The sequence below is a fragment of the Pseudophaeobacter arcticus DSM 23566 genome, from assembly GCF_000473205.1.
Lineage (GTDB): Bacteria > Pseudomonadota > Alphaproteobacteria > Rhodobacterales > Rhodobacteraceae > Pseudophaeobacter > Pseudophaeobacter arcticus.
In genome coordinates, this window is record NZ_KI421507.1 from 1745292 (window position 1) to 1768986 (window position 23695).

At 59.2% G+C, this 23695-nt stretch carries 19 protein-coding genes; 13 read left to right on the forward strand and 6 right to left on the reverse strand.

All coding sequences use genetic code 11. The annotated features are described in order from the left end of the window. Window positions 1–142: 142 nt before the first annotated feature. The 3 genes from ARCT_RS0112420 (at window position 143) to trpE (ending at window position 4897) form a co-directional block, all read left to right on the forward strand. Window positions 143–1318, forward strand: coding sequence for an aminotransferase (locus ARCT_RS0112420; protein WP_027240378.1), 1176 nt, complete (start codon window positions 143–145; stop codon window positions 1316–1318). Between the two features lie 207 nt (window positions 1319–1525). Then, window positions 1526–3367 (forward strand): peptidylprolyl isomerase, encoded by a 1842-nt coding sequence (locus ARCT_RS0112425; protein ID WP_027240379.1) that lies wholly within the window; start codon window positions 1526–1528, stop codon window positions 3365–3367. A gap of 18 nt (window positions 3368–3385) precedes the next feature. Next, window positions 3386–4897 carry an anthranilate synthase component I gene (gene trpE, locus ARCT_RS0112430; protein ID WP_027240380.1) on the forward strand — a complete coding sequence of 504 codons (1512 nt, stop codon included), beginning with the start codon at window positions 3386–3388 and terminating at the stop codon, window positions 4895–4897. 203 nt (window positions 4898–5100) lie between these two features. Here trpE and ARCT_RS0112435 read toward each other — a convergent pair whose 3' ends face one another. Continuing rightward, a complete protein-coding gene (locus ARCT_RS0112435; RefSeq protein ID WP_027240381.1) occupies window positions 5101–6846 on the reverse strand; it encodes a divergent polysaccharide deacetylase family protein in 1746 nt (581 codons plus the stop codon). A gap of 242 nt (window positions 6847–7088) precedes the next feature. Here ARCT_RS0112435 and ARCT_RS0112440 point away from each other — a divergent pair, with 242 nt between their 5' ends. The 7 genes from ARCT_RS0112440 to lexA all read left to right on the forward strand — a co-directional run bounded on the left by ARCT_RS0112440 (window position 7089) and on the right by lexA (window position 12812). Then, window positions 7089–7670 (forward strand): anthranilate synthase component II, encoded by a 582-nt coding sequence (locus ARCT_RS0112440; RefSeq protein ID WP_027240382.1) that lies wholly within the window; start codon window positions 7089–7091, stop codon window positions 7668–7670. Beyond that, window positions 7667–8692 carry an anthranilate phosphoribosyltransferase gene (trpD, locus tag ARCT_RS0112445; protein WP_027240383.1) on the forward strand — a complete coding sequence of 342 codons (1026 nt, stop codon included), beginning with the start codon at window positions 7667–7669 and terminating at the stop codon, window positions 8690–8692. The genes ARCT_RS0112440 and trpD overlap by 4 nt, the downstream gene beginning before the upstream one ends. An 83-nt stretch (window positions 8693–8775) precedes the next feature. Next, window positions 8776–9432, forward strand: a complete 657-nt coding sequence (locus tag ARCT_RS0112450; RefSeq protein ID WP_027240384.1) for a uracil-DNA glycosylase — start codon at window positions 8776–8778, stop codon at window positions 9430–9432. Window positions 9433–9463: 31 nt separating this feature from the next. Then, a complete protein-coding gene (gene trpC / locus ARCT_RS0112455) occupies window positions 9464–10276 on the forward strand; it encodes an indole-3-glycerol phosphate synthase TrpC (RefSeq protein WP_027240385.1) in 813 nt (270 codons plus the stop codon). 2 nt (window positions 10277–10278) lie between these two features. After that, complete coding sequence (gene moaC, locus ARCT_RS0112460; protein WP_027240386.1) at window positions 10279–10749, forward strand: cyclic pyranopterin monophosphate synthase MoaC; 471 nt, start codon at window positions 10279–10281, stop codon at window positions 10747–10749. Next, the gene (locus ARCT_RS0112465) at window positions 10750–11922 is read left to right on the forward strand and encodes a molybdopterin molybdotransferase MoeA (RefSeq protein ID WP_027240387.1); all 1173 of its coding nucleotides are present in this window, start codon (window positions 10750–10752) and stop codon (window positions 11920–11922) included. Between the two features lie 137 nt (window positions 11923–12059). Beyond that, window positions 12060–12812: a transcriptional repressor LexA gene (gene lexA / locus ARCT_RS0112470; RefSeq protein ID WP_027240388.1), complete on the forward strand. Its 753-nt coding sequence runs from the start codon at window positions 12060–12062 to the stop codon at window positions 12810–12812. Window positions 12813–12865: 53 nt separating this feature from the next. On the opposite strand, the gene ARCT_RS0112475 is transcribed toward lexA, so the two are convergent. Beyond that, a complete protein-coding gene (locus ARCT_RS0112475; RefSeq protein WP_027240389.1) occupies window positions 12866–14872 on the reverse strand; it encodes a ComEC/Rec2 family competence protein in 2007 nt (668 codons plus the stop codon). A 77-nt stretch (window positions 14873–14949) separates the two neighbouring features. Here ARCT_RS0112475 and gltX point away from each other — a divergent pair, with 77 nt between their 5' ends. The 3 genes from gltX (at window position 14950) to ARCT_RS27980 (ending at window position 19019) form a co-directional block, all read left to right on the forward strand. Then, complete coding sequence (gltX, locus tag ARCT_RS0112480) at window positions 14950–16362, forward strand: glutamate--tRNA ligase (RefSeq protein ID WP_027240390.1); 1413 nt, start codon at window positions 14950–14952, stop codon at window positions 16360–16362. Window positions 16363–16480: 118 nt separating this feature from the next. Beyond that, on the forward strand, window positions 16481–17776 hold the full coding sequence (gltA, locus tag ARCT_RS0112485) for a citrate synthase (protein ID WP_027240391.1): 1296 nt from the start codon (window positions 16481–16483) through the stop codon (window positions 17774–17776). Window positions 17777–18125: 349 nt separating this feature from the next. Further along, entirely contained in the window at window positions 18126–19019 is an 894-nt protein-coding gene (locus tag ARCT_RS27980; protein ID WP_161631315.1) for a calcium-binding protein, read from the forward strand. A 127-nt stretch (window positions 19020–19146) separates the two neighbouring features. Here ARCT_RS27980 and ARCT_RS25970 read toward each other — a convergent pair whose 3' ends face one another. From ARCT_RS25970 to ARCT_RS0112515, 4 genes are all read right to left on the reverse strand, one after another. Beyond that, complete coding sequence (locus ARCT_RS25970; RefSeq protein ID WP_205855524.1) at window positions 19147–20040, reverse strand: glycosyltransferase family 2 protein; 894 nt, start codon at window positions 20038–20040, stop codon at window positions 19147–19149. An 85-nt stretch (window positions 20041–20125) separates the two neighbouring features. Then, complete coding sequence (locus tag ARCT_RS0112505; protein ID WP_027240393.1) at window positions 20126–20902, reverse strand: enoyl-CoA hydratase-related protein; 777 nt, start codon at window positions 20900–20902, stop codon at window positions 20126–20128. Between the two features lie 138 nt (window positions 20903–21040). Next, window positions 21041–21595, reverse strand: a complete 555-nt coding sequence (locus tag ARCT_RS0112510; protein ID WP_084300844.1) for a cytochrome c-type biogenesis protein — start codon at window positions 21593–21595, stop codon at window positions 21041–21043. Further along, the gene (locus tag ARCT_RS0112515) at window positions 21592–23562 is read right to left on the reverse strand and encodes a heme lyase CcmF/NrfE family subunit (RefSeq protein WP_036784838.1); all 1971 of its coding nucleotides are present in this window, start codon (window positions 23560–23562) and stop codon (window positions 21592–21594) included. Before ARCT_RS0112515 ends, ARCT_RS0112510 begins: the two co-directional genes overlap by 4 nt. Window positions 23563–23695: the final 133 nt, after the last annotated feature.

Genomic DNA, 23695 nt, shown 5'->3' on the forward strand with positions numbered 1-23695 from the left:
GCCGCGTTTTAATCCCAGTTTTTTTGTCCCGGCTTCAGGACGTTCTTCTGCCCCAGACCGCCGTGCAAAAGAGAGAGTGATTGCCATCGCGCGCCCAAGCCCCTACCAATTCTCAATCAGAAAACCGTCAACAGGAGCGGGCATGACCAAGTCGCGCACAGAGGCCACCTTTCTTTCACCAATTGTCGAATCCCGTCGCTGGCTCGAAGGTGTCTCTTTCCCTCCTGAGCGCGCGTTGCTCAATGTCAGCCAGGCCGCCCCGGCGGATCCACCACCGCTGGGGCTGCGTCAGGCCCTGGCAGAGGCGGCGCTCAACCAGGATGACGCACATCTATATGGGGCTGTCCTGGGACGTGACGGCCTGCGTCAGGCGCTCTCAGATCAGATGAGCAGGCATTATGCGGCCACCATCACGCCTGCTCAGGTCGGCATCACCTCGGGCTGCAATCAGGCCTTTGCCGCCACCATTGCGGCACTCTGCGGCGAAGGGGATGAGGTCATCATTCCGGTGCCCTGGTACTTTAACCACAAAATGTGGCTTGATCTCAGCGGCGTCACCGCCCGCCCGCTTCAGGTTGGCGATGATATGCTGCCTGATCTCAGCGCCGCGCAGGCGCTGATCTCGGCGCGCACCAAGGCCATTGTGCTGGTGACGCCAAACAATCCAACCGGAGCGGAATATCCTGCCGGCTTGCTGCGCGCCTATTTTGATCTGGCCAAATCCAATGGGCTTACCCTGATCGTGGATGAAACCTACCGCGACTTTGACAGCCGCTCGGGTCCACCCCATGGGCTGTTTCAGGATCCGGATTGGGATCAGACCCTGATCCATCTTTATTCCTTCTCCAAAGCCTATCGTTTGACCGGCCACCGGGTTGGCGCCATCGCCGCCGCGCCACAACGCCTGTTCGAAATGGAGAAGTTCTTGGATACGGTCACCATCTGCCCGTCGCAGCTGGGACAGATCGGCGCGCAATGGGGCATTCACAATTTACAAGACTGGCTGGCCGGGGAACGGGCTGAAATCCTGGCGCGCAAACAGGCCATCACCGACCACTTTCCCAGCCTGCAGGCCAGGGGCTGGAAACTGCTGGGATGTGGCGCCTATTTTGCCTATGTGGAACATCCTTTTGATGCCCCTGCCGAAGAGATCGCCAAGAAACTGGTCGCTCAGGCCTCGGTGCTGATGTTGCCGGGCACCATGTTTATGCCAGAGGGCAGCAAGATCGCCGAGCGCCAGTTTCGCATTGCCTTTGCCAATGTTGACGCCGCCGGAATTGCCGAGCTGTTCGACCGGTTGCGCAATTTCACCCCTTAGGCGACCAGGGCTGGCAGATATCGCAGCTATTTCCCGCATCCACAGGTGCAGATCCCGGTCAAAGCCTCTTATTCAAGTTGTTGAGAGGCCGCAGGATCTTGCTCCCCTTGGGGTGGCAGCGTATGCAAGGTGCGAATTCATTTGAAGAGGCGGCCCCCAGGCGAAAATCTCGCGGCGCCTTTCTGAACCGAAAACAAAGAGGGCAGCATGGCCACAAGCATTAAAAAATTATCCAATACCTTTGTTTGGATCCTTATGGGTTTGCTGATTGTTGGCCTTGCCGGCTTTGGCGCCGTCAACTTCAGCAGCTCAATGTCCGCCGTTGCCATTGTTGGCGAAGAAGAGGTCACCGTTGACGAATACCTGCGCGAGATGCAGCGCGAACAACGTGCGCTGCAGGCTCAGGGTGGGCAGAGCCTGACCTTTGCCCAGATGGCTGCCTTTGGTCTGGACCAGGCGGTTCTGGGCCGTCTGATCTCCATTGCCTCCATCGACAACGAGGTCAAAAACCTTGGCATTTCCGTTGGCGATGAGAACCTGCGCCAGGAGCTGGCCGAAATCCCTGCCTTTCAGGACGCCAGCGGCAAATTTGACAGGCAGGCCTATAGCTTTGCGCTGCAGAACGTCAATCTGAACGAAAGCGATTTTGAGGCCGACCTGCGCCGCGAATCCGCCCGTACCCTGGTGCAGGGCGCGATCGTGGTCGGAGCCAAGATGCCCCAGACCATGACCAAAACCATGACCGATTACATCGGTGCGCGCCGCAGCTTCTCTTATGTGGCGTTTAGCCCTGATCAGATCGCGCTGATCCAGGTGGTGCCAGAGGACGCGGTGCTGAAGGAATTTTATGACGCCAACACGGCACAGTTCACCCTGCCCGAAACCAAGCGCATCACCTATGCGCGCCTCAGCCCCGATATGATTCTGGACAGCGTCGATGTCGCAGATGAGGCCCTGCGCGCGCTTTATGCAGAACGCAGTGACCAGTACGAGGTTGCCGAGCGCCGCCTGGTGGAACGCCTGGTCTTTGCCGATGAGGCCAGCGCCGCCGATGCCAAGGCACAGATTGATGCCGCAAGCACAACCTTTGAAGCGCTGGTCCAAGCGCGTGGTCTGTCGCTGCAGGATATCGACCTTGGCGATGTGACACTGCCCGCCCTTGGCGAGGCCGGCAAAGCGGTTTTTGCCGCCGAAGTGAACGATGTTACCGGGCCTCTGCCCACGGATCTCGGCCCTGCCCTGTTCCGGATCAATGGCCGGCTTGAGGCCCATCTCACCACCTTTGAGGAAGCCCTGCCTGACCTGCGCGATGAGCTGGCAACCGATCATGCCCGCCGTCAGATCGAACAACAGGCCGAAGAGGTCAACGATCTGCTTGCCGGCGGAGCAACGCTGGAAGACCTGGCAAATGAAAGCAAAATGGAAGTGGCCAGCCTGGACTGGAGCGGCGAGACCGGCGAAGGCATCACCGCCTATGAAGGCTTCCGCACCGCTGCCAGCGTGGTGACACTGGAGGATTTCCCCGCCGCTGAATTCCTCGAAGACGGCAGCCTGTTTGCCTTGCGCCTTGATGAAATCCTGCCCGAACGTCCCGAAGCCTTTGAGGATGCCAAACAAAAGGTGCTGGCCGCCTGGGAAGCAGATCGCGTTGCAACAGCCCTTCAGGCACAAGCCGACGCACTGTTTGCCGTGGCCTCTGAAACTGGCGAATTCCCCGAAGGCACCCAGGTCCAAAGCGAAACCGGCCTCACCCGCACGGCTTACCTCGACAACACGCCGGCCGATATGATGAACCAGATCTTCACCATGGCGCCGGGTGATCTCAAGGTGATCCAGGGCGAGGCCAGCACCGTTGTGGTCCGACTGGATGAGGTTCTTGCCGCCGAGGAGAACGAGGAAATGCAACTCCTGGCAAAGGCGCTGAGCACCCAATTGGACCAGGCCGTATCAGAGGCACTGTTCTCCGCCTTTATCAACGACGCACAGCTGCGTGCCGCGCCCCGCGTTGATCAGCAGGCGCTGAACGCTGTTATGACGAACTATCAGTAAATAAGTGAGACCTGCCCGATGGCCTTGACCCCAGATTTTGCGAGCTTCGCCACGGCCTATGAGAGCGGTGAAAACCAGGTTGTCTATACGCGGCTTGCCGCAGACCTGGATACCCCCGTCTCTTTGATGCTCAAGCTCACAGGCGCCCAGAAGGACGCCTTTATGCTGGAATCCGTAACCGGTGGGGAGGTGCGCGGTCGCTACTCCATCATCGGTATGAAGCCCGATCTGGTCTGGCGCAGCCAGGGGGAGGCCTCGGCGCTCAATCGTTCGGCCCGGTTTGATCCGGATGCCTTTGAGGCACAGGACGGCAATCCGCTCGACAATCTGCGTGCGCTGCTGGCCGAAAGCAAAATCGACCTGCCCGAGGACATGCCCCAGGCCGCAGCAGGTCTGTTTGGCTATCTTGGCTATGACATGGTGCGCCATGTGGAATATCTGCCGGATGTGAACCCCGACCCGCTTGGCCTGCCGGATGCGGTGATGATGCGCCCCTCTGTGATTGCTGTGCTTGACGGCGTCAAAGGTGAGGTCACCGTGGTCTCTCCGGCCTGGGCCAGCGACGGCCAGACCGCGCGGGCAGCCTATGCACAGGCCGCTGAGCGGGTCATGGATGCGGTGCGCGATCTGGAACGGGCGATGCCTTCGGAAACCCGCGATCTGGGCGACGCCCGCGAGATCGCGCCACCGGTTTCGAATTTCACCAAATCCGGCTATATGGAAGCGGTGGAAAAGGCCAAGGACTACATCCGGGCAGGCGATATCTTTCAGGTGGTTCCAGCACAGCGCTGGAGTCAGGAATTCCCGCTGCCCCCCTTTGCGCTCTATCGCTCATTGCGGCGCACCAACCCCTCGCCCTTTATGTTCTATTTCAACTTTGGTGGCTTCCAGGTGATCGGTGCCAGCCCGGAAATTCTGGTGCGGGTCTTTGGCAATGAGATCACCATTCGCCCCATCGCAGGCACCCGCCCCCGTGGCGAGACCCCGGAACAGGACAAGGCAAACGAGCTGGATCTTCTGGCCGACAAAAAGGAGCTGGCAGAGCACCTGATGCTGCTGGACCTGGGGCGCAATGACACTGGCCGGGTGGCCAAGATTGGCACCGTCAAGCCCACCGAGCAGTTCATCATCGAACGCTACAGCCATGTAATGCATATCGTCTCCAATGTGGTGGGCGAGCTGCACGAAGACAAAGACGCGCTGGATGCGTTTTTTGCCGGCATGCCTGCGGGAACCGTGTCCGGCGCACCAAAAGTGCGGGCGATGGAGATCATCGACGAGTTGGAACCCGAAAAACGTGGCGTCTATGGCGGCGGTGTTGGCTATTTTTCAGCTGGGGGGGATATGGATATGTGCATCGCCCTGCGCACCGCCATCGTCAAGGATCAGACCCTCTATGTGCAGGCCGGTGGTGGCGTTGTCTATGACAGCGACCCTGAGGCCGAATATATGGAGACCGTGCATAAATCCAACGCCATCCGTCGTGCGGCAGCCGATGCAGCGCGCTTTGTCGGCAGTGGTAACAGCTGATCGCGACAGGCGCGCGTTTTAGCACTGACACGACAAAAGGGCCTCCACAGGGAGGCCCTTTTTTTATATTTTCTCATATTTTGCGGCTCTGTCCGGGCCTCATGTTGGGACAGGCCTCATGTTGGGACGGGCCTCATCTTGGGACGGGCCTCATCTTGGGAGGGGCCGCATCACGGAGATTCAGGCTTCTGATCAGGTCCGCATCATTCCGCCGCAGGAAGCATCGCCTTGAGCCCGGCTGAAATGGGGGCCAGACCAACCTGACTTGCGCGATCCTGCAATCCCCAAAGCAACAGCGCCGAGATAGTGTCTGGCCGCAACCGGCCCAGCATGATCACAGCACCTTCCTGACGGGCCCGAAAAGCCGCTTGGTCCAGGAACCGGCGAATGGCGCGGGGGTTTTGTCCGGCCCCGTCAAAATCGCGAAACACCACTCCGGATGGCATACCATCGCGCAGGGCCAGTTTTTGCACCGTGTTCAGCCCGCTATTCTGGGTCACCATGCCATAGCCCGTGGCCTTCATCACTGCCACCATCTGATCTGCCAGCGGCCGGTTTCCCTGAAACCCGGTGTCAACGCCTTCCAGGATCCCAACCGCCTGCGGCAATTGCTGCATCCAGACCCCCATTGTGGTTTCAGCGTCCTGCGGTGTGGCCTCACGCGGAAGATCCGCGAGGATCAGCACTTCAAACCCAGCGGCGCGGCGCGCCTGCATTTTTTCTGCGGCTTTTGGATCCTGTGGAGAGATTGCAAAGGTCAGCGGATAGGGGAAACCTTCCAAAGCTTCGACGCCAATGGCCCCCTCATCATCTATCAACACGATGGACATCAAGGGGTGGTTATTCAGCGCGGCAAAAGCCTCGGCGTTGGTCTCAAAGGGAATACCATCGGCAACCGCCGCATCTGAGGGCGCTGCCGCATCGTCACCAATCAAAGTCGGTGTGCTGCTGCGTTCGGTCAGCGGGACCACGCGGGTGCCCAGTCGCGCACCGGTCGCTTCGCTCTCGTCAGAGGCCAGCTGCTGTTGATCGGCCTGTTCATCAGACTGTTGATCAGACTGGGCCTGCGTTTCAGTCTCCCCAGGCGCAGCACCTGCGGCCTCCTGCTCAGCCGGATCCGCCTCGGCTTGCGCGCCGAGGCCGCCGGGCTGAGGCCTTGCCCCAGGCGTGACTGATATGCTGGGCAGTGCCGTGGCAACCGGCGCAGCGCCGATTTCGGGCCCGGTCAGGACCGGCACAACAGGCGATGTCACAACAGGCGTGGAGATCTCGGGGCTTGGGGGCGGGCCATCCGCGTTGGCCGTTTCCGCCCTCTCGGTATCGGTGGTTTCAGCATTGGAGCTGTCGGCCCCTATGCTGACGGCATCCGATATTTTAGTTCCGGAGCTGACAACACCAGTTGCATCAGTCGCGCCCCCGGCCCGCTCTGATGACACAGCTTGGTCGGAAAGGGGCGTGGTTTCTTCGGGATTCGATTCTGCCATGACCTGCGGGGCTGGCACAGCCGCAGTCTCGGTGGAGACCACTGGCTGCTCTTCCTGGCCGGGTGCATTTGGGGCCGCGCCACTCTCTGTCTCAGCAGAAACGGTGCTTGGCAGCTGTGGCAGGCTCTCAACCCCTGCCCCCTGGGTCATATCGCCTGGGCTGGCCCCCTCTGCGGTGGCCACCACGGGCCTGGAACCTGGATCGGTGTCGAGAACGGCAATGGGACTGGTATCCTCATTGCCGGAGCTTGTCGGAGTGCTGGGGGCTGCATCCACAAGATCGGCATCGCGGCGCTCATTGGCTTCAGGCGCCTGTATCGCTGATGTTTCAGGCTGGTTGGACTGATCCGGCATTGTTGCATCAACCTGCACCCGGCTCGGCAAGGGGGACGATAACGACCACATTGCTGCCCCCGCTACGGCCACCAACGCACCGACACTCACGCCTCCGAGAAACCCTTTCATCGCAGTCTTGCCTCTCAATCACCTGTTTCCACCCTGTCACCGGGCTGGTTTTACCTCAACGCCGCAGACAGAAACGGCGCATCTGCACCCCAATTTCTGCCTGTTTGGTCCCTAGTCAGGTCAGGGCATGCGCCAATTGAACGTCCTGCTCTTGACGCTGCCGCACAAGCCTGAACAAGTATACCAAAACCACTATACTGCGGCGCCCCCCTCGCCCGCCACCCATAAAAGAGCCCACCAAGATGCTGCTGCTAATCGACAACTACGACTCCTTCACCTACAACCTTGTGCACTATCTGGGCGAGCTCGGCGCTGAGATGGAAGTCCATCGCAACGATGCTCTTACCGTGCAGGAAGCCATGGCGTTGAAGCCAAAGGGCATCCTGCTTTCGCCTGGTCCCAAGGCGCCGGCACAAGCCGGGATTTGCCTGGCGCTGACCCTGGCCGCTGCAGAAACCAGAACGCCGCTGCTTGGGGTCTGCCTGGGGCATCAGACCATCGGCGAGGCCTTTGGCGGCAATGTGGTACGCTGCCACGAGATCGTGCATGGAAAGATGGGCAAGGTTCACCACAACAACACCGGGCTTTTTGCCGGGCTGCCCAGCCCGTTTGAGGCAACCCGCTATCATTCGCTGGTGGTGGACCGCGAAACCCTGCCCGAATGTCTGGAAATCACGGCCGAACTGGAAGATGGCACCATCATGGGGTTGCAACACAAGGGGTTGCCGATGCACGGGGTTCAGTTTCATCCCGAATCCATTGCATCCGAGCACGGCCATGCCCTGCTCAAGAACTTTCTTGATGACATGAAGGTGTCGGCATGAGCGATCTGATCAAACCGCTGATTGGTGCCGCCGCCGACCGCCCGCTCAGCCGTGATGAGGCCATCCAGGCCTTTACCCTGCTGTTTGAAGGCGAAGCCACCCCCAGCCAGATTGGCGGCATCCTGATGGCGCTGCGAACACGCGGCGAAACCGTTGACGAATACGCCGCAGCGGCCTCGGTCATGCGGTCCAAATGCAACCCAGTCAAAGCACCTGCGGGGGCCATGGATATCGTCGGCACCGGCGGTGATGGCAAACATACCCTGAATATCTCTACCGCCACCGCCTTTGTGACCGCAGGCGCCGGGGTCGTGGTCGCCAAACACGGCAACCGCAACCTGTCGTCGCGCTCGGGCACCGCGGATGTGCAGGCGCAGATGGGCATCAATGTCATGGTACCACCAAAGGTGGTCGAAGCGGCGCTGGCCAGCTGCGGTATCGCCTTCATGATGGCGCCGATGCATCACCCGGCGGTTGCCCATGTAATGCCGACGCGTCAGGAACTGGGTACAAGAACGATCTTTAACATCCTGGGTCCATTGACAAATCCCGCAGGTGTCACCCGGCAGCTCACTGGTGCCTTTAGCCGCGACTTGATCCGTCCAATGGCGGAAACCCTGGGCCAGCTCGGGTCTGAGCGCGCCTGGCTGGTGCATGGCTCGGACGGGACGGATGAGTTGACCATCACGGGGGTGAGCTGGGTTTCAGCGCTGGAGGAAGATGGTTCGATCCGTGATTTTGAGCTCCACCCGGAACAGGCCGGTCTGCCGGTGCATCCCTTTGAGGCCATCGTCGGCGGCAGCCCCGAGGATAACGCCGTGGCGTTCCGGGCGCTTTTGAACGGCGATCAGGGCGCGTACCGCGATGCTGTTCTGCTGAATGCCGCCGCCGCTCTGGTGGTTGCCAACGCTGCCAATTCCCTGCCAGAAGGTGTTGAAATGGCAAAAGAAAGCATAGACTCCGGGGCAGCCAAGGGAAAACTGGACGCGCTGGCAAAGATCACCACGGCTGCTGCCGTATGACCCAGACTGATGGCTTGGCCCCGCTAGGAGACAGCCACAACGCCCGCCCAGAACAAAACCTGGCGAACAGCCCGGCAGACCGTCTGACAGACCGCCTGGCAGACCGTCTGGGCGACTGGAGTGACCTGGCGTTTTTCTCCGAGAACTGGCCAGGCATCAAAGCGCGCCTGGATGCAGACACCCGGAGTATTCTGCCACCCGAGCCACTTCGGTTTGCGGCTTTTGAGCTGACACCGCTGGCGCAAACCCGCGTGGTCATTCTTGGTCAGGATCCCTATCCCACGCCGGGGCATGCCAATGGGCTGGCCTTTTCAGTCGCGCCGGACGTAAGGCCCCTGCCTCGGTCTCTTTCCAATATTTACAAAGAACTACAGGAAGACATTGGCCGTCACCCCGCCACAGGTGATTTGCAAAACTGGGCGCAACAGGGCATTCTGATGCTCAACACCGCGCTTTCCGTACCCGCAGGCGAAGCCAATGGGCACAGGGATCTGGGCTGGGCGCCGCTTGTGGAACAGGTGCTCGCCAAGACCTCCCAAAAGCCAACCGCCTATGTATTCTGGGGAAAACAGGCGCAGAGACTTGAAAAACATATCCATCCGGGCGATCACCTAATCCTGAAGAGCGCCCATCCTTCTCCGCTCTCTGCCCACCGCGGCTTCTTTGGCTCAGGGGTGTTTTCGGAGATCAACAGCTGGCTTGCCGCGCGTGGTTCCGTGCCAATCGACTGGTCAATCTGAGGGCAAGCAATGACAAACAGGAGGCAGGAGCATGGCTGAAAATGTTCTGGACAAGATCAAGGCCTATAAGCTGGAAGAAATAGCCGCTGACAAAATCGCCAAGCCATTGTCCGAGGTCGAAGCAGAAGCCCGCGACGCCTCTGCCCCCAGGGGCTTTGCCTCGGCGCTTTCCAGCGCCGCCCGCGACGGCTATGGGCTGATTGCGGAAATCAAAAAAGCCAGCCCCTCCAAGGGCCTGATCCGAGAAGATTTCAACCCTGCCGCGCTGGCACAGGCCTATGAACAGGGCGGCGCTGCCTGCCTTTCGGTTCTGACCGATACGCCGAGCTTTCAGGGCGCCAAATCCTTCCTGGTGGAGGCCAGAGAGGCCTGCTCCCTGCCCGCCCTGCGCAAAGATTTCATGTATGATACCTATCAGGTTGCCGAGGCCCGCGCCCTGGGCGCCGATTGTATCCTGATCATTCTCGCTTCGGTGAGCGATGCACAGGCCGCCGAGCTGGAAGACTGCGCCGTGGGTTGGGGAATGGATGTGCTGCTGGAGGTCCATGACGAGGCCGAGCTGGAGCGCGCCAGCCTGCTGAAATCCCCCCTGATGGGGATCAACAACCGCAATCTGAAAACCTTTGAAACAACATTGGACACCACCCGTTATCTGTCGCGACTGGTGCCTGCCGGGCGCAGCATCGTCTGCGAAAGCGGCCTGTCCACTCCGCAGGACCTGGCGGATATGGCCCGCTATGGCGCCCGGGCCTTTTTGATCGGGGAATCCCTGATGCGACAAGAAGATGTGGCGCAAGCGACCCGCAGCCTGCTGGCGGACCCGCTGATCCCCGGGGCACTCTGAACATGGCTCTGACCCATTTTGACACCAAGGGCGACGCCCATATGGTTGATGTCTCCGACAAAGAGGTCACCGCGCGTGTGGCCGTTGCCGAGGGTCACATCACCATGGCCCCACAAACCTTTGAAATCATTTCCCAAGGCAAGGCCAAAAAAGGCGATGTGCTCAGCGTGGCGCGGCTGGCAGGTATTATGGGGGCGAAAAAGACGCCCGACCTGATCCCGCTGTGCCACCCGCTTGCCATTACCAAGGTCGCCGTTGATCTGTCGCTGGATCCCGATCTGCCCGGCGTCCGGGTGCAGGCCACCGTCAAGACCACCGGCCAAACCGGTGTAGAGATGGAGGCCCTGACGGCGGTGTCAGTGGCCTGTCTCACCGTCTATGACATGGCCAAAGCCGTGGATAAGGGAATGCAGATTGGCGGCACCAGGGTGGTGCTAAAAGATGGCGGAAAATCAGGGCGATACGAGGCGTAGATGATTTCAGTTTCCGAGGCCCGCGCGGCTCTTTTTCAGCTCAGCTCCGTGACCGAAGTTGAGCAGGTCCCCCTAGCCCAGGCCAATGGCCGGGTCTTGGCTCAGCCGGTCAGCGCCACGCGGGACCAGCCGCCCTTTTCCGCCTCGGCGATGGATGGCTACGCGCTAAAACGGCACGAAGTTGAACTGCATGCCATGTTTCAGGTCATCGGTGAGGCCGCCGCAGGGCATCGTTTTGATGGCACCCTAAAGGCCGGTCAGGCGGTGCGGATTTTCACCGGCGCGCCAGTTCCGGACGGCGCCGATTTTGTGGTTATTCAAGAGGATGTTGGCCGCAAGAAGGATCTGATCACCATCCTCAATCACCCCGGCGACTCGGACAATATCCGCCCCCGTGGCGGTGACTTCAGCATCGGCCAAACCGTCAATGCGCCGCGTCTCCTGCGGGCCTCTGATGTGGCGCTTTTGGCGGCGATGAATATCCCCGTGGTTCCTGTTTTCCGCCGCCCTGTGGTCGCCTTGATCTCAACCGGCGACGAATTGGTGATGCCTGGTGGCACCCCCGGTCCGGATCAAATCATCGCCTCAAATACCTTTGGTCTCAAGGCGATGCTGGAAGAGTTTGGCGCAGAGGTGCGGATTTTGCCCATTGCCAAAGACAATGAGCCCTCGCTGAAAATGGCCTTCTCTCTGGCGCGTGACGTCGATCTGGTTGTCACCATTGGCGGTGCTTCGGTTGGGGATCATGATCTGGTCGCCAAGGTCTCGGCTGATCTGGGAATGGAGCGCAGTTTTTACAAGGTTGCCATGCGCCCCGGAAAGCCGCTGATGGCCGGGCGCATGGGCAAGACCGCCATGGTCGGCCTGCCGGGAAACCCTGTTTCTGCAATGGTTTGCGGGCATATCTTCTTGCGACCTATGATCCAAAGCATGTTGGGATTGCAGCCAGGGGTCGAACCGCTGCAAACCGCAACCCTAACCCATGAACTGGCGGCGAACGGGCCGCGGGAACACTATATGCGTGCGACGGTTGCTGCAGGTAAGGTCACCGTTTCGCCCGCACAAGACAGCTCGTTGCTGACCGTTCTGGCCGATGCCAATGCCTTGCTTATCTTGCCGCCCAATGCGCCAGCGCAACGCCCCGGCGAGACCCTGCAATACCTGCCGATCTGAACCTGCCCAAGTGGGAAACTCCGGAATCCTCCAACAGTGAAAACCTCACAAAAGAGGCTGCGGTGTTCTTGTGTTGTTGACACAAAACGGGAACATGAATAGAACAAAGCGCAACAGATGTATTTGGAGGGACAGAAATGCTAACCAAGAAGCAGTTGGATTTATTGAACTTCATACATCGGCGCCTGCAAAAGGACGGTGTTCCTCCCAGTTTTGATGAAATGAAGGTTGCCCTTGATCTGCGCTCCAAATCGGGGATTCACCGGCTCATCACTGCGCTAGAAGAACGTGGATTTATCCGGCGTCTTGCCCACCGCGCGCGGGCGATCGAAATTTTGCGCCTGCCAGAAAACATCGGGGGCGCCGCAGGCCTCTCCAGGGACGATAGCGCCACCGGGACGCGCGAAACTGGGACGCGCGCAACCGGGACTGCAATCGACTTGGAAACGCACAGAAGCACCCGTGACGCCGCCCCGTCTACCACTTCTTCGGATTCTGTTATTGCCTCACTACAAATTCCGGTCATGGGCCGCATTGCTGCAGGGGTGCCAATCGAGGCGATCAACGAGATCACCCATCAGATCGCAATCCCTCAAACCATGTTGTCTACCAATGGCAAACACTACGCATTGGAGGTCCGCGGCGACTCGATGATCAATGCAGGGATCAACGATGGCGACATCGTGGTGATCCGCGAAGCCGACACTGCGGATGATGGGGATATCGTTGTTGCCCTAATTGCCGACGAAGAGGCGACGCTGAAGCGGCTGTTCCGCCGCAATGGTGCCATTGCGCTTGAGGCCGAAAACCCCGCCTATGAAACCCGTATCTTTGCAGAAGATCAGGTTAAGGTTCAGGGGCGGCTGGTTGGCTTGATCCGCAGCTACTGACCTTTGGGCTTACGGGCTGGCAAGCCACTGCCACCACCTGGAGTCGGGACAGGTCAGGGGCGCGACCAGGGGCGGTTTCCGGCCAGTTCATTTGCGGTGACCAATGTGCCATCTCGAGCCATTTTGATGCTGCCACTGCGCCGCAGGTGATCCGGCCCCAGAACCTGGCAGCTGCCTTCTGGCGCAAGGGCCGTGTTGGCAATGACCAAATCTGCCGCGTGGCAGTTTACAAATTCACCAGCCTGCCGCTTGCCGGTAATATGCACAATCCGGCGTCCAAACACCCAGATATCCCTGTCTTGGCTGAGGGCCGTCCACCGCTGCGCAGCCTCACTATGTGACACCAGCGTGCCATCCGCCGCCAACCAGCTTTTGGCCGTGTACCCCTGACTGTTTGCTCGGGACAAAGCTCTGCCCTGCGGGGTCAACACCCCGACCAGCGCCCCATTGGCCGAAACAAGTAGAATTGGCCTATTCGCCTGCCCCCAAACTGCGATGGAAAATCCAATCAAGCCCAGCCCAGCCCATCGCAGCCGCCCCTGCCAGAGCAGCACAACCAGCGCCCCCAGGGTGAAAAGTGGCAGCACCCAATGGCCGGGCATCACCACCCCACTCTGCGCATGTGGAAAGGCCGCGACCCAGGCCGCAACCCCCAATATCCATTCAAGACCAATCTGCAGAAAGAAAACTCCGATCTGTTCGGCACCAAAAGGCGCCAGACAGAGGGATAATACCGCAGCAGGAACAACAACCAATCCCATGATGGGAACCGCCAGCACATTGCCAATAAGCCCGTAATGGGACAGGACATGAAAGTGGGCAGCACCAAAGGGCGCGGTTGCGGCTCCGGCCACTGCCGAGGAAACAATCACCGTCAGGACCGGCCGTAGCCAGGCCGGACCCACTGCCAACTGCTGGGTTCTGATCCAGCCAAACACCGCGACCAAAGCGGTGGTTGCGGCAAAGCTCATCTGAAAGCCGGGGCTCATCAGTGTATCCGGCCTGCGCAACAATACAAGTGTCGCCGCCACGGAAACGGCTCTTAAGGATAGGGCGCGCCGGTCCAGTAAAACCGCCATGAACAGGACCAGAACCATAATAAAGGCCCGTTCCGTGGATATGCTTGCACCAGAGATCCCGAGGTAGATGGCCCCCACCGCAAGCGCCGCCCCTGCAGAGATCTTTTTGATGTTCAACCGCAGGGCAATTGACGGGATCAAGCAGAGCGAAAACCGCAGCACTGTAAACACAAACCCGGTCAACAACCCCATGTGAAGCCCAGAGATCGCCAGCAGATGGGCCAGGTTGCTTGCCCGCAACGCCTGCAGATCTTCCGGGGCGACCCCGCTTCTGTCTCCTGCGATGATTGCAGCGGCGAATCCACCGGTTTTGGGCCCCAAACGGCGTTGCACTGCCTGGGACAGGCGATAGCGGAACCTGTGCAGATACAGCCCGGATTGCGCAGGCTGCAGAACCACAACCGGCACACGGGTATAGCCATTGGCACCAATTTTGTTGAACCAGGCATATCGGCGAAAATCAAACCCTCCCGGCTCGCTTGGGCCCTGGGGAGGCATCAAATGGGCAGTGGTGGCCACGGTTGCCCCCACCGCCGGGCTGTTGCTGCCAGCGGCCAGCGTCAACCGCACCCGTGCGGGACGCTTCCCAGGTGCCACACGCGCCAGCCGCACATGATCCAGGGTCACTCTAACGGCGCCACTACTGGCGCGATCCATGGCGATGACCCGCCCCTCGACCGGGCCATAGTAGCGAAACGACAGCACCGGCGCCTGCACGAGAGAGGTCCGTAACTGGGCCGCAGAAAAGCCCAGGCCAATGAGGAGGATCGCCCAGGCAACAATCGCCCGGGCATCCCGGCAACGGGTCAGAGGCAGTGCCACGAGCAGGGTCAAAGCCAGCAGACACAAAGCAAAAATACCCGGGTCGCTGCGCAGCAGAAAGAACCACCCGATGCCAAGCCCGAGACAAACCGGGATCCAAGGCATCAACGATCCACGCTGCGCCAACAGGGCCTGATCAATGCGCAACAAGATCTGCAAGGTTGCTCCGGCTTCCGCGCCTCGGTACACAGGCAGAAAATCCGGCTCATTTTTGGTTTCCAAAGGCAGATCACCTCATGTCCAAACCCGTCGTCACACGCTTCGCCCCCTCTCCTACAGGCTATTTGCACATTGGTGGCGCCCGTACCGCCCTGTTTAACTGGCTTTTTGCGCGCGGCCGCGGTGGCAAGTTTCTTTTGCGTATCGAAGACACCGATCGTGCGCGCTCCACGCCCGAGGCAACGGCCGCTATCTTGCAAGGCATGAACTGGCTGGGTCTGGATCATGACGGCGAAATTGTCAGCCAGTTTGAAGGCGCTAAACGCCATGCCGAGGTCGCAGAACAGCTGCTGGCCGAGGGTAAGGCCTATAAATGTTTCGCCACCCAGGACGAAATTGCAGCTTTTCGGGATGCCGCAAAAACTGAGGGAAAATCAACGCTCTATCGCTCCCCCTGGCGGGACGCCAACGCCGAGAGCCACCCGGATGCCCCCTATGTGATCCGCATCAAGGCCCCGCAGGAGGGGGTCACGGTGATCCAGGATCAGGTGCAGGGCGATGTCACGATTCAGAACAACCAGCTGGATGACATGATTCTGCTGCGCTCAGACGGCACGCCGGTCTACATGCTGGCGGTGGTGGTTGATGATCACGATATGGGCGTGACCCATGTGATCCGGGGCGACGATCATTTGAACAATGCAGCCCGCCAGATGGTGATCTATGATGCGATGGGCTGGGATATTCCGGTCTGGGCCCATATTCCACTGATCCACGGGGCGGATGGCAAAAAGCTCTCCAAACGCCATGGCGCGCTTGGCGCCCAGGAATATCAGGCCATGGGCTACAGCGCTGCGGGGATGCGGAACTATCTGGCCCGCCTGGGCTGGAGCCATGGTGATGACGAATTTTTCACTGATGCCCAGGCACAGGAGTGGTTCGGGCTTGCGGCCATTGGCAAAAGCCCGGCCCGATTTGACACAAAAAAGCTGGAGAACCTGTCGGGACAACATATTGCTGTTAGCGATGACGCTGCACTGCGGCAAGAAATTCAGGAATACTTGATCGCTGCTGGAAAAACACCGCTAGATGACGTAAAGTCAGCAAATCTTGAACGTGCGATGTATTGCCTCAAGGACCGGGCCAAAACTTTCCCTGACCTGCTTGAAAAAGCTCATTTTGTTCTGACATCCCGGCCAGTTGAACCAGATGAAAAAGCCGCCAAGGCACTGGCAAATGTATCCGACGGTATACTGGCTCAATTGACGCCGCAGTTGCAAAGTGTTAGCTGGACCCGTGACGATCTTGAGGCGCTTTTCAATACATTTGCAGAAGCCCATGACACCAAGTTCGGCAAACTGGCCGCCCCCCTGCGGGCCGTGTTGGCCGGTCGCGCCGCAACACCGTCGGTGTTTGACATGATGCTGATCCTGGGCCGCGAAGAAACAATGGCCCGGCTCAACGACGCCACAGGCTACCCCTGTCCTTAACTGGTCAGTAAGCCTGTTTCTATACGACCTCACCTGCGCGATCCGCGCGCAGGTTCTGCCTGCACCGTGCCCGGGAGGAAATTCCGGGTATTCGTGCCTGATACAGGAAGGGACATCTATGACCGAGACACAGAAGACCGCAAAGCTCAGCCTGAATGGCCAAGACTATGAGCTTCCCATTTTCTCGCCAACCGCCGGCCCTGATGTTCTAGACATCCGCAAACTCTATGCCCAGGCCGGCGTTTTTACCTATGATCCGGGCTTCACCTCGACCGCCAGCTGCGACAGCACCATCACCTTTATTGATGGTGGCAAGGGCGAGCTGCTGCACCGAGGCTACCCGATTGATCAGCTGGCCTCGCAGTCGCACTACCTGGAAGTCTGTTATCTGCTGCTTTATGGTGAGCTACCAACTGCGACACAGCTGGAAGATTTTGAAGCCCGTGTGACCCGTCACACCATGGTGCATGAGCAAATGCACAATTTCTTCCGTGGGTTCCGCCGCGATGCGCATCCAATGGCAACCCTGGTTGGCGTTGTGGGGGCGATGTCTGCCTTCTATCACGATTCCACCGATATTTCCGATCCCTGGCAGCGCGAAGTGGCCTCGATCCGTCTGATCGCCAAACTGCCGACAATTGCAGCCATGGCCTATAAATATTCCATCGGTCAGCCTTTTGTGTACCCACGCAACGACCTGGATTATGCAGCCAACTTCCTGCACATGTGCTTCTCGGTGCCCGCCGAAGACTACAACGTGAACCCGATCCTGAGCCGCGCAATGGACCGGATCTTTACCCTGCACGCAGATCACGAGCAAAACGCCTCGACCTCGACCGTGCGCCTGGCCTCGTCTTCGGGTGCAAACCCATTTGCCTGTATCGCTGCGGGCATCGCCTGCCTTTGGGGCCCTGCCCATGGTGGCGCCAACCAGGCCTGCCTGGAGATGCTCAAGGAAATTGGGACCGTTGACCGCATTCCTGAATTCATCGCCCGCGCCAAAGACAAGGATGATCCCTTCCGTCTGATGGGCTTTGGTCACCGTGTTTACAAAAACACCGACCCGCGCGCCACGGTTCTGAAACAGTCCGCTGATGAGGTGCTCGAACTTCTGGGCGTCGAAGACAACCCGCTACTGCAGGTTGCCAAAGAGCTGGAACAGACGGCGCTGAATGATCCCTATTTCAAAGAGAAGAAGCTGTTCCCGAATGTGGACTTCTATTCCGGCATCATTCTCGAAGCGATGGGTTTCCCCACCTCGATGTTCACCCCAATCTTTGCTCTGTCGCGCACCGTTGGCTGGATCTCGCAGTGGAAAGAAATGATTGCAGATCCACAGAACAAAATTGGTCGTCCACGCCAGCTCTACCTTGGGCAAACCGCGCGCGACTACGTGGATATCGAAAACCGCTAAACGTTCTCGTTGTACAAAATAATAGCCTCGCCATTTTGGCGGGGCTTTTTTGTCGGCTGACCGCTCTCAAACAGGTCATCCACAAAATCACCCAGTGAGTCGCCAGCATCCAAGTCAGGTATTTTTGCGGCCACCAGCGCTCAAATAGGGGTCAACCCTGGCCCTCTTTGTGACCATTTTCAGCAATTGGTTCCCGGTGGGCGACAATCACCGCAGCGTTAAATCATTGTGGAAGCTCTGGTTCCGTTTTCCAGACAATCTGTCTCTTATTGTCTTGTTCCAATGCCCCAACCAGAGGTAATTTAAACAAAATATTGATCACTTTCTGGGGGACATTTCTATGATGTGGATGGCGCTTTTGGGTATCGGCCTGGTTGCCGGTATCGCCTTTATTATTGACGACGACGATGATGATGTACCTGCTGACACCGGCAGCGGCAGCGATTCCGGCGGGGACACGGGGGGCGGTTCTGATGTCGACTCCTTTATTGGTGCCAGCGGTGATGACGACATCGACGGGGACGCGGAAAACAACACGCTCCTGGGCAAGAATGGCGACGACAGTCTTGACGGCAAAGAAGGCGATGACCGCGTCTTTGGCGACGGCGGCCAGGACAGCGTCGATGGTGGCGAAGGCGACGATGAAGTCTTTGGCGGCAACGGCAAAGATCTGGTCCTGGGTGGTGAGGGCAATGACCTTCTCCGCGGCGGACGCGACGCAGATCTTTTGGTTGATACCTCAGGGGCTGACACCATCTATGGCGATACCGGCAATGACGTGATTGTCTCCAGTGGCAATCTTGACCCGGCCACTGAAAACGACATTGTCGCGGTTCTTGCGCAGCCGATGGACTTTATCTCCGATGCCGATACCGAAGGCGATGTTGTTGATGCTGGTAACGGCGATGACACCGTCATCTTTGGGGTAAATGATACCATCACCGGCGGCGCCGGCGAAGACACCTTCATGGCGCTGTCCTGGCTGGAAGGCGGTGAAGCGGCAACCATAACCGATTTTGATCCGGATGAAGACAACCTGATCTATTCCTATGACGCGTCACAAACAGAGCCAGTCATGACCGTAACCATGCAGGACAATGACAGCGGCTCCTCTGACGCGCTGATCTCTGCCAATGGTCATTTGGTTCTGCGGGTCGAAGATCAAGACCCCGCCACCTTTGATCTGACCAAACATCTGGTTCTGATCGAGGGCTCAGGCACAGCTGCAGCTGCCACTGCCTAGGTCTGATCACTGCTAAAAACATCCAGGGGAAAGCCGCGTTGGGATCTGCTCCTCACGCGGCTTTTCTGTATCCGCCAGCGCCTGCGGGACAAGGTAAACCACAAAAAAAGCAAAGCGAGGGGGCGCCCTAGGCGGCTGCCCCTTGCATCTGGGCGAGCACACTGGCCGGGCTGCCTGGCGCTGTCATAAAGGGCGCCATGTCTGCATCATTGGTGCAGGCCACCTCGCCAGACAAAATACGGCTGGACATTGAGCGCTGGCTGATACCATGGGCCCTCAGGAATTCGGCATCCTGATGCGGGCGAAACTCCCCCTGCGACTCGGGGTCGGAAAGATACTTGCCGATCACTTTTGGCACCCGGGTTTGCTTTAGGTTGTTGCCTTTCAATACCGACCAAAAGAACCCATCCCCCATGGAGCGGATCACTTCACCGTTGTTGAAATAGGATGGATACCATTTTCCGATCATATGGACATCCCACAGCGTTGCAGGGCCAAAGGTCCCGCGCTCTCCGGTGCCGCTGCCCAAGCGCAGGTTTTGATCCAGTACCGGGGGCCAGGTGGGTTTGAAATGGGTGTAGTCAATATCTGTCAGATCAAAGGGCTCTGCCATATCCTTTTCGTCAAAACAGATCTCCCATTCGCCACAGACCAGCGCCGAATTTGTCTCCAGCGCCGTTCCCGCCAACAGCCCCACCGCATCGCGTGCCAGGCGATCATCCATATTGAGGTTCATCACATAGGGCGTCGTCGACAGGGCGGTTCCGGCGGACCAGGCTTCATAGATGCTCAGTGGTTCATCAAAACTGTGCCAGGGCGCATCCAGCCAATCTGGTGCCGTATCGCCGTTGTCAAAGATGTAGCAGGGTTGAACATTTAACGTCTGGGACTTCAAATTCTCCCAATGAGCCCGCAGCAGGTCCAACTTGTTTTTCTGTTGATGCCACACCGCGCAAAAGACCGTGACGATGGGCTGTTGATCCTGCGCGAGGCTGGACAGATTATGGGAGGTGAATTTCACGACAATAAATCCTAAAACGTCTAATGCGCCGAGAGGACGATCCACCCAACGCATAGAGTCTTAGGGTTTCATACCTAATTGACCGTTAACGGCCCTCGAATGTGGCGGGGCGTTTTTCCAGAAAGGCGGTGACGCCCTCATTGAAATCACGGGTTTTGCCACATTCCCCCTGCAGGCTCGCCTCAACCGAGAGCTGTTCCGGCAGGCTGTTGCCATAGCTGGCGCGGATCGCGGTTTTGATGGCGCCAAAGGCCTTGGTTGGGCCATTGGCCAGATAGGCCGCGCGTGCGCGCCAATGGGCTTCAAAGTCATCATCCGGGATGGCCTCCCAGATCATCCCCCAGTCGCTAGCCTGTTTGGCAGAAATCTTATCCGCAAACAGCGCGGCCCCCATGGCCTTGGCCAGGCCCATTTGGCGCGGCAGGAACCAGGTGCCACCGGCATCCGGCATCAGGCCAATGCGGGCAAAAGCCTGCAGGAAATAGGCGCTTTCGGTCGCAATCACCACATCTGCCGCCAGGGCCAGATTGGCGCCTGCGCCAGCAACCGGACCGTTAATGACAGAGAGGGTCGGAACCGGGCAGTCATAGATGGCCTCCAGCATCGGGGTGTATTCATCCCGCAGGGTGCGTTCCATATCAATGTCGCCATTGCCAGAAGCATCGCTCAGATCCTGGCCCGAGCAAAACGCCCCCCCGGCCCCGGTGAGCACAACCGCGCGGGCCTCGGATGCCGCGCGTTTCATTGCATGCGTGATCTCTGCCCGCATCTGGCCTGTCAGCGCATTCATCTTGCCTGGGCGGTTCAGCGTGACAATCGCCAGATCATCCTCACAGGTGTACAGGATTTCCTTGTAGTCCATCAAAGCCTCATATTTCTCAAACGCGGGTCTCGTATACGCGGGGCCGGTTCTGCGACCGCACTGCCCCGGTTTACCCGCAACCGTGGCGCAAAGCACAAGCAGGCGAAAGCCAAACCCCGCGTCACCACATCCAAATTGTCACTCGTCGAGAATCTGGCTTAGCCGGGCCTGTTCCTCATCGCTCAGCGCCGGATCCGCATCCCCGGCAGCCCGCCCCCGGCCACGCATGTAGCCAGCAGCAACCATCAGTGCCAACAGCAGCATCAAAGGGCCAGCAGCCCACAGCAGCCAATTGGCACCCGAGGTGGTGGGCCGCAACAGCACGTATTCGCCGTAGCGCTCGACCACAAAGTCGATCACCTCGCCATTGCTGTCGCCTTCCACCAGGCGCTCGCGCACCAGAATGCGTAGATCACGGGCCAGTTCAGCATTGGACTCGTCGATGTTTTCATTTCGGCACACCAGACAGCGCAGACCTTTGGACAACTCCCGGGCGCGGGCCTCCAAAGCCGGATCCGACAGAACCTCATCCGGTTGCACCGCCATGGCGGGCGTCGGCAGGGCTGTCAAAGCGGCCAAGGCGCAAAACAGCGCCAGGACACAGGCTGACAGGGCGCGGGCTGACTGAGCGCGGGCTGACTGAGCGCGGGCTGTCAGGGCGCGGGCTGGCGTCCAGGTCTTTAGGATAGTCATTCTGCCGCCACCCCTGCTGGTGCGTTTGTGCCACCCTGGCCTTTGGTTGCACCCGCAGCCACCCGAAAGCGACGATCGCTCAGGCTCAGGAGGCCGCCAAGGGCCATCAACAGGCAGCCGCCCCAGATCCAGTTGGCCAGAGGTTTGATATAGGTGCGCACGGTCCAGCCGCCGCCCTCCTGTTGGTCGCCAATGACCACATAGAGGTCACGCAACAAACTAAAATCGATTGCCGCCTCGGTTGTGGGCATTTTGGCCACCGGATAGTTGCGCTTTTCAGGATGCATCACCGCGACATGACGCCCCGCACGGGTCACGCTGACAGTTGCCATGGTGGTAAAGTAATTTGGCCCCCGCGCGTTTTCGACCCCGTCCAGCGTCAGCTCATAGGCGCCAACCGTAAAGGGGGAGCCAATCTGCGCCACACGGATATCTTCGACATCCCAGGCAGTCAGCCCGGCAATGGCAAAGATCGTAACGCCCAGCCCGGCATGGGCCGTGGCTTTGCCCCAGTCAGCACGTGGCAGGCGCATCAGACGCGCCATGCTGCCGGTCCGCCCCCACAGGTCAACCAAGGCCCCAAACACCACCCAGGAGCCCAGGAACAACCCAATCGGCCCCAGAGCCGAACGCCCGGTCTGCATCGCCCAGGCCAGCACGCCCAGGGCCAGTGCCAAGGCAAAGACATAGCGCAGCTTTTTCAGGGTTCGCCCCAGATTGCCGCGCTTCCACGGCAACATCGACCCGATGGGCAGAACGGCCCCCAGAAGCACCATAAAGGGCGTGAAGGCTGCGTTGAAAAACGGCGGTCCAACCGAGAGCTTACGATCAAAGGCCATTTCCGCCACAATGGGCCAGAGGGTGCCAAAAAACACCACAAAACAGCCAACGGCCAGCAGGAGGTTATTGGCGACCAGGGCGCCTTCGCGGCTGACCAGTCCAAAGACCCCGCGCGCCTGCATCGCCTGGGCGCGGGCAGCAAACAGTGTCAACGCCCCCCCGGTAAAGAAGGCCAGGATGAACAGGATGAAAATCCCGCGCTCGGAGTCATTGGCAAAGGCATGTACCGAGGTCAAAAGCCCCGAGCGTACGATGAATGTCCCAACCAGCGAGAAGCCAAAGGCGAGGATTGCCAGCAGGATCGTCCAGCTTTTCAACGACTCACGTTTTTCCACGACAATTGCCGAATGCAGCAGCGCTGCCGCCAGCAGCCAGGGCATGAAGGAGGCGTTTTCAACGGGATCCCAGAACCAGAACCCTCCCCAGCCGAGTTCATAATAGGCCCACCAGCTGCCAAGCGCGATGCCAATGGTCAAAAAGATCCAGGCCGCCAGCGTCCAGGGGCGCACCCAGCGCGCCCAGGCGGCGTCGACGCGGCCTTCGATCAGGGCTGCCACCGCAAAGGAAAAGGCCATCGAGAGGCCCACATAGCCCAGGTACAAAAACGGCGGGTGAAAGGCGAGCCCGGGATCCTGCAGCAGCGGATTCAGATCCTGGCCATCAAAGGGCGGCACAGCGAGCCGCAAAAACGGGTTTGATGTGAACAGAATAAAGGCAAAAAACGCCACCCCGATCGAGGCCTGCACCGCCAGGACTCGGGCCTTCAGGGTCTGCGGCAAGCCGCCGCCAAACACCGAGGCCACCGCGCCAAACAAGGCGACGATCAACACCCAGAGCAGCATCGAGCCCTCATGGTTGCCCCAGGTTCCTGAGATTTTATACAGCATCGGTTTGGCGGAATGGCTGTTCAGCATCACCAGCCGCAGCGAGAAATCCGAGGTCACAAAGGCCCAGACAAGGGCCCCAAAGGCAAAGGCGGTAAAGAAGAACTGCGCCTGTGCTGCGGGCTCGGCCACGGCCATCCAGCCGGGCCAGCGTTTATGGGCGCCAATCATTGGAACCACCATTTGAACGATGGCAATCATGAAGGCGAGGATGAGGGCGAAATGTCCGAGCTCTGTAATCATGTATTTGTCTATAGTCGTTACCGCGAAGCGGGCCAATGGCAAAACCCGCGTCCAGCCGCCGCAGTCCCATCACTTTTGCCAAAAACCAGCCTCAAAAACAAAAGCCCCCTCTGAGCCGGGCTCAGAGGGGGTA

Coding starts and splice junctions, on each gene's coding strand:
- ARCT_RS0112420 (WP_027240378.1), top strand. CDS start 143: ATGACCAAGTCGCGCACAGAGGCCACCTTTCTTTCACCAATTGTCGAA.
- ARCT_RS0112425 (WP_027240379.1), top strand. CDS start 1,526: ATGGCCACAAGCATTAAAAAATTATCCAATACCTTTGTTTGGATCCTT.
- trpE (WP_027240380.1), top strand. CDS start 3,386: ATGGCCTTGACCCCAGATTTTGCGAGCTTCGCCACGGCCTATGAGAGC.
- ARCT_RS0112435 (WP_027240381.1), bottom strand. CDS start 6,846: ATGAAAGGGTTTCTCGGAGGCGTGAGTGTCGGTGCGTTGGTGGCCGTA.
- ARCT_RS0112440 (WP_027240382.1), top strand. CDS start 7,089: ATGCTGCTGCTAATCGACAACTACGACTCCTTCACCTACAACCTTGTG.
- trpD (WP_027240383.1), top strand. CDS start 7,667: ATGAGCGATCTGATCAAACCGCTGATTGGTGCCGCCGCCGACCGCCCG.
- trpC (WP_027240385.1), top strand. CDS start 9,464: ATGGCTGAAAATGTTCTGGACAAGATCAAGGCCTATAAGCTGGAAGAA.
- moaC (WP_027240386.1), top strand. CDS start 10,279: ATGGCTCTGACCCATTTTGACACCAAGGGCGACGCCCATATGGTTGAT.
- ARCT_RS0112465 (WP_027240387.1), top strand. CDS start 10,750: ATGATTTCAGTTTCCGAGGCCCGCGCGGCTCTTTTTCAGCTCAGCTCC.
- lexA (WP_027240388.1), top strand. CDS start 12,060: ATGCTAACCAAGAAGCAGTTGGATTTATTGAACTTCATACATCGGCGC.
- gltX (WP_027240390.1), top strand. CDS start 14,950: ATGTCCAAACCCGTCGTCACACGCTTCGCCCCCTCTCCTACAGGCTAT.
- gltA (WP_027240391.1), top strand. CDS start 16,481: ATGACCGAGACACAGAAGACCGCAAAGCTCAGCCTGAATGGCCAAGAC.
- ARCT_RS27980 (WP_161631315.1), top strand. CDS start 18,126: ATGGCGCTTTTGGGTATCGGCCTGGTTGCCGGTATCGCCTTTATTATT.
- ARCT_RS0112505 (WP_027240393.1), bottom strand. CDS start 20,902: ATGGACTACAAGGAAATCCTGTACACCTGTGAGGATGATCTGGCGATT.
- ARCT_RS0112510 (WP_084300844.1), bottom strand. CDS start 21,595: ATGACTATCCTAAAGACCTGGACGCCAGCCCGCGCCCTGACAGCCCGC.
- ARCT_RS0112515 (WP_036784838.1), bottom strand. CDS start 23,562: ATGATTACAGAGCTCGGACATTTCGCCCTCATCCTCGCCTTCATGATT.